This is a genomic window from Roseicyclus sp. (assembly GCF_965662675.1).
In the GTDB taxonomy this organism is placed as follows: Bacteria; Pseudomonadota; Alphaproteobacteria; order Rhodobacterales; family Rhodobacteraceae; genus Roseicyclus.
Genome location: NZ_CBFIIK010000155.1, coordinates 1 through 4,796 on the forward strand (window position 1 = coordinate 1; position 4,796 = coordinate 4,796).

Sequence of the window (4,796 nt, forward strand, 5' to 3'; positions counted from 1 at the left end):
CCCGAACCCGTGACGCGGGCCGCCGTGCTTTATTGCTTCCGCGTGATGGTCGAGGCCCCCATTCCGATGAATGCGGGCTGCCTGCGGCCCATCCAAATCATCATCCCCGAGGGCTCGATGCTGCGCCCCGCCTATCCGCGCGCGGTGGTGGCGGGCAATGTCGAAACCTCCCAGCATGTGACCAACGCGATTTTCGGCGCGCTGGGGACGCTGTCCAATAGCCAAGGGACAATGAACAACCTGACCTTCGGCAATCAGACCTACCAGTATTACGAGACGATTTGTTCGGGCGCGCCGGCTGGCGTGATGAATGATGGGCGCGGGTTCGCGGGCACATCGGGGGTGCATACCCATATGACCAATTCGCGGCTGACCGATCCGGAAGTGCTCGAGATGCGGTTTCCCGTGCTTTTGGAGCATTTCGGACTGCGCCCCGGATCGGGCGGCAAAGGAGCGTTTGACGCGGGCGATGGGACCGAGCGGCGCTTGCGGTTCTTGGAGCGGATGGATTGCGCGATCTTGTCCTCGCATCGTGCTGCCCCCCCGCGCGGGATTGTCGGCGGTGGTGATGGGCAGGTCGGACAGACCTTCGTGCGGCGCAAGGATGGATCGGTCGAGGTGCTGCGCGCCTGCGACCAGACGGTGCTGGACCCCGGCGAGGCGGTCACGGTGATCACGCCCACGGGCGGCGGCTACGGCAAGGGCTGAGGGGGGCGCTTGCCGCCCTTGTCTTGCGTCGGCGCGCGCCAAGCCCCAAAAGGGCCGGGACGCATCAAGCAAGGGAGGGGCAAGCGATGCCCAAAGGTTACATCATCGGCCATATCACCGTGAACGACCCCGAGGCCTACAAGGAATATGTCGTGCGCGACACGCCGATCCTGCATGCGCTTGGCGGGCGGTTCATCGTGCGCGGCGGACAAGCTCAGGTGATGGAGGGCGAGACCCTGATGCGCCATGTGGTGATCGAATTTCCGAGCTATGAGGCGGCACTGACCGCCTATAATGATCCAGAATATCAAGAGGTTGCCGATATCCGCCGCCGCACCGCCGACAGCGTGATCTTGGTGGTCGAAGGCACCGAATAAGACCGCTTTTCGCGCGCGCCCGGCCCATGCCCGGCGCGCGCTATGGTTTAATGGCCGTAAAGCCCCGCACTGCGCGCGCGCAGCGTGACCAGCGCCAGCACCGTGTCGATGGTGGGCGTCGCGGTCTCGGTCACGCGACCAAGCTCTTGCACCGAACCCAAAAGCGCGTCGATTTCCATCGGGCGGCCCGCGTCGAGGTCTTGCAGCATCGAGGTGCGATGCGCCCCAACGGCGGCCCCGCCATCGATCCGGCGATCCACATCGATGGGGAATTTCACGCCCAGCTTCTCGGCGATTTCTTGCGCTTCCAGCATCATGCCGCGCGCAACGGCCCGCGTGCCGGGATCGGTACACAGCACATCGAGCGTGGCATGGGTCAGCGCCGAGATCGGGTTGAACGACAGGTTCCCCCAAAGCTTCACCCAGATCTCGTCACGCAGGCGTGGGCGGACGGGTGCCTTGAGGCCCGCGCGGCCCAAGGCCTCGGACAGGCGCACGGCGCGGTCGGATTTCGCGCCATCAGGCTCACCAAGCGAAAAGCGGTTACCCTCGATATGCTTGACGACGCCTGGCTCAATGACTTCGGCGGCAGGATAGACCACGCAGCCCAAGACCCGGTCGGGGCCAAAGCCGTTCCATTGCGCATTGCCCGGATCGACCGAGGCCAGACGCGTGCCTTCCAGCGGGCCTTCGACCTTGTGGAAATACCACCATGGCACGCCGTTCACGCCTGAAACGATGGTTGTTTCCGGCCCGATCAGCGGCGCCATCTTGCCCACGACTGGGGGCACGGAATGCGCTTTCAGCGTGACGATGACATAGTCTTGATGCCCAAGGGCCGCCGGATCGTCGGAGGCGTTGACCTGATAGGTCTTGGTCTCACCCTCTTCGATCAGTGTCAGTCCCTTGGATTGCATGGCCGCAAGATGGGGCCCACGGGCGACAAGGCTGACCTCGGCCCCGGCTTCCGCCAGTTTCGCCCCCATATAGCCGCCGATGGCGCCCGCGCCGAAAATACAGATCTTCATGCCGTCTCCCTTTGCCACCAAAGCGGCCTTCCTTCATCTTTCCGAAAATACGCTGGGGGGTGCGGGGGGCAAAGCCCCCTGCTGGTCCCGGCCTCAGGCCTGTTCGACCAATCCCAGTTTCTCGGCCAGCCCGATGCGTTGCAGCTTGCCGGTCGCGCCTTTGGGGATCTCGGCCAAGATCACCACCTTGCGCGGCACCTTGAAGGCGGCGAGCCTTTCACCCGCGAAGGCGCGGATATCGGCCTCGGTTGCTTCCATGCCTTCGCGCAGCACCACGGCGGCGCCGACCTCTTCGCCCAGCTTGGGATGGGGGATGGCGAAGGTGACCACTTGGGCCACCGCCGGGTGGGCGGACAAGATGCCATCGACCTCGAGCGGTGAGACCTTTTCACCGCCGCGGTTGATGATTTCCTTGAGCCGCCCGGTCAGCGAGAGATACCCCTCATCGTCGAACTGGCCCTGATCGCCGGTGCGGAACCAGCGGCGGCCATCGGCCTCGAAGAAATTCTTGGCGTTCGCCTCGGGGTTGCCCTCGTAGCCGGGGGTGACGTTCGGCCCCGAGATCACGATCTCGCCCACACCTTCGACAAGGCGGTTCTCGATCTCATGGGCGATGCGGACCAGCGGCCCGGCCTCGACACCCACCGATCCCGGCTTTTGCGCGCGCGGCGGCAGGGGGTTGGAGGCCATCTGGTGGGCCGCTTCTGTCATGCCGTAGCCCTCGATCACCGGGGCGTTAAAGGTGGCAGCAAGCTGTTCCATCACCGGGCCGGGCAGCGAGGCCGAGGAGGAGCGCAAGAAGCGCAGCGGTACATTCTTGATCGTCTCGGCATTGCGCGCGGCGCGCGACAGGATTGTTTGGTGCATGGTCGGCACGGCCGTGTACCAGCTGGGCTGCGCCTCTTCCATCCAGCCAAAGAACTTCATCGCGTCAAAGCCCGGCGCGCACCAGACCGAGCCGCCGGCGGCAAGGCTGGACGATACGGCCGCGATCAGCCCGTGGATATGGAACAAGGGCATTACGTTGAGGCAGCGATCGGCAGGTGTCAGCGCGAGGGATGCGCCGATATGGCGGGCCGAAGCCGCGACATTCGATTGCAGCAAGGGCACGATCTTGGGCCGCGATGTCGTGCCCGAGGTGTGCAGGATCAGCGCGACGTCATCGGCGCTTGGCGCGGCGGTGTCGGCTTGGCCGGCGCTGCCCTCGGCCGTCAGGGTGAATGTGCCGGCGGGTTTTGCCGCGTCGAACGCAAGCCGGATCACCGCCAATCCTTGCGAAACGGCGGCGGCATGCGCGGCCCCAGCCTCGCCCTCGGCCAAGATGATGGCTTTGGCCTTGAGGTCTTCGAGGTAAAAGGCGAATTCCTCTTCCTTGTAGGCGGGGTTGAGCGGACAGGTGGTCGCGACACCCGCGACAGTCACGAAAGCCACCGCCATTTCGGGACCGTTGGGCAGTACGATCGCGACCCGGTCACCACGCCCGATGCCCGCGCCGTGCAGCGCCGTGGCGACATGGGCGGCTTGGTCTGCCAAGCCTGCATAGCTCAGCCAATCACGGCCCGGTGCGCCGATCGCTTGCGCGCGTTGATCCTGCGCGCTGATCAGCGCGGCGAGTGTGTTTGTCATGGGTGTCCCTCCTTTGGTCGCCATCGCTTGCCCGGCGACAGGCGCAATTTAGTGTTTTGTCGGTCCAAGGCCAGTCTGGATGTGCATCGCGTGATTTGCATGGCCCTGTCGGCGCATTGTCAATTGCTGACAAAATATGCATCACTGCCCGAGACACAATTTCGGCGGAGCCCGTGGCCATGCATCTTTCCCGTTTTCCCCGCGTCCATCTTGCCCATTTGCCGACGCCGCTGGAACGGATGGATCGCCTTTCGGCCGCGCTGGGTGGCCCCGAAATCTGGATCAAGCGCGATGATTGCACGGGCATGTCCTCGGGCGGGAACAAGACGCGCAAGCTGGAGTTCCTCATGGCCGAGGCGATGGCCCAAGGGGCCGACATGGTGATGACCCAAGGGGCCACCCAATCCAACCATGCCCGCCAGACCGCGGCCTTTGCCGCCAAGCTGGGGATGGGCTGTCATATCCTTTTGGAGGATCGGACAGGTTACCAAGACCCTGATTACACCGAGAACGGCAATGTGCTGCTGGATCATCTGCATGGGGCGACGACCGAGCTGCATCAGGGCGGCACCGACATGCCCGCCGCGATGGAAGCGGCGGCCGAGGCCGCGCGCGCCAAGGGGCGCACGGTTTATGTCATCCCCGGCGGTGGCTCGAACCCGACCGGCGCGCTTGGCTATGTGAATTGCGCGCTTGAGCTGTTGACACAGGCCAATGACCGCGGGCTGGTGATCGACCATCTGGTGACGGCGACGGGCTCATCCGGCACGCAGGCGGGGCTGGTGGCGGGAATGTGCGCGCTGAATGCGGGCATCCCGGTGCTTGGCATCGGCACCCGTGCGCCGAAAGAAAAGCAGGAACAGATGGTCTATGATCTGGCCTGTCGCACCGCCGAGAAACTGGGCTGTGCGGGTGTCGTGCAGCGTGAGGATGTGGTCGCCAATACCGATTATGTCGGGGCGGGCTACGGCCTGCCGCGCGAGGATACGCTCGAGGCGATCCGGATGTTCGCCGAGTTGGAGGGGATTTTGCTTGATCCCGTCTATTCCGGCAAAGG

General features: G+C 64.6%; 5 protein-coding genes. 3 read left to right on the forward strand and 2 right to left on the reverse strand.

Translation table 11 applies throughout. From position 1 onward, the window contains the following. Together ACTG4J_RS14805 and ACTG4J_RS14810 are read left to right on the forward strand one after the other, a co-directional pair. Positions 1-708 (forward strand): hydantoinase B/oxoprolinase family protein (locus tag ACTG4J_RS14805; RefSeq protein ID WP_439140507.1); only part of this gene is annotated, 708 nt, incomplete at its 5' end. Positions 709-794: 86 nt separating this feature from the next. Further along, entirely contained in the window at positions 795-1,085 is a 291-nt protein-coding gene (locus ACTG4J_RS14810) for a DUF1330 domain-containing protein (protein ID WP_439140508.1), read from the forward strand. A 47-nt stretch (positions 1,086-1,132) separates the two neighbouring features. Here ACTG4J_RS14810 and ACTG4J_RS14815 read toward each other — a convergent pair whose 3' ends face one another. After that, positions 1,133-2,113, reverse strand: coding sequence for a 2-dehydropantoate 2-reductase (locus tag ACTG4J_RS14815; protein ID WP_439140509.1), 981 nt, complete (start codon positions 2,111-2,113; stop codon positions 1,133-1,135). A gap of 93 nt (positions 2,114-2,206) precedes the next feature. Next, positions 2,207-3,739, reverse strand: a complete 1,533-nt coding sequence (locus ACTG4J_RS14820; RefSeq protein WP_439140510.1) for an acyl--CoA ligase — start codon at positions 3,737-3,739, stop codon at positions 2,207-2,209. Positions 3,740-3,918: 179 nt separating this feature from the next. On the opposite strand from ACTG4J_RS14820, the gene ACTG4J_RS14825 reads away from it, so the two are divergent. Further along, positions 3,919-4,796: D-cysteine desulfhydrase (locus ACTG4J_RS14825; protein WP_439140511.1), on the forward strand; the 878-nt coding region annotated here is incomplete at its 3' end.

Coding starts and splice junctions, on each gene's coding strand:
- ACTG4J_RS14810 (WP_439140508.1), top strand. CDS start 795: ATGCCCAAAGGTTACATCATCGGCCATATCACCGTGAACGACCCCGAG.
- ACTG4J_RS14815 (WP_439140509.1), bottom strand. CDS start 2,113: ATGAAGATCTGTATTTTCGGCGCGGGCGCCATCGGCGGCTATATGGGG.
- ACTG4J_RS14820 (WP_439140510.1), bottom strand. CDS start 3,739: ATGACAAACACACTCGCCGCGCTGATCAGCGCGCAGGATCAACGCGCG.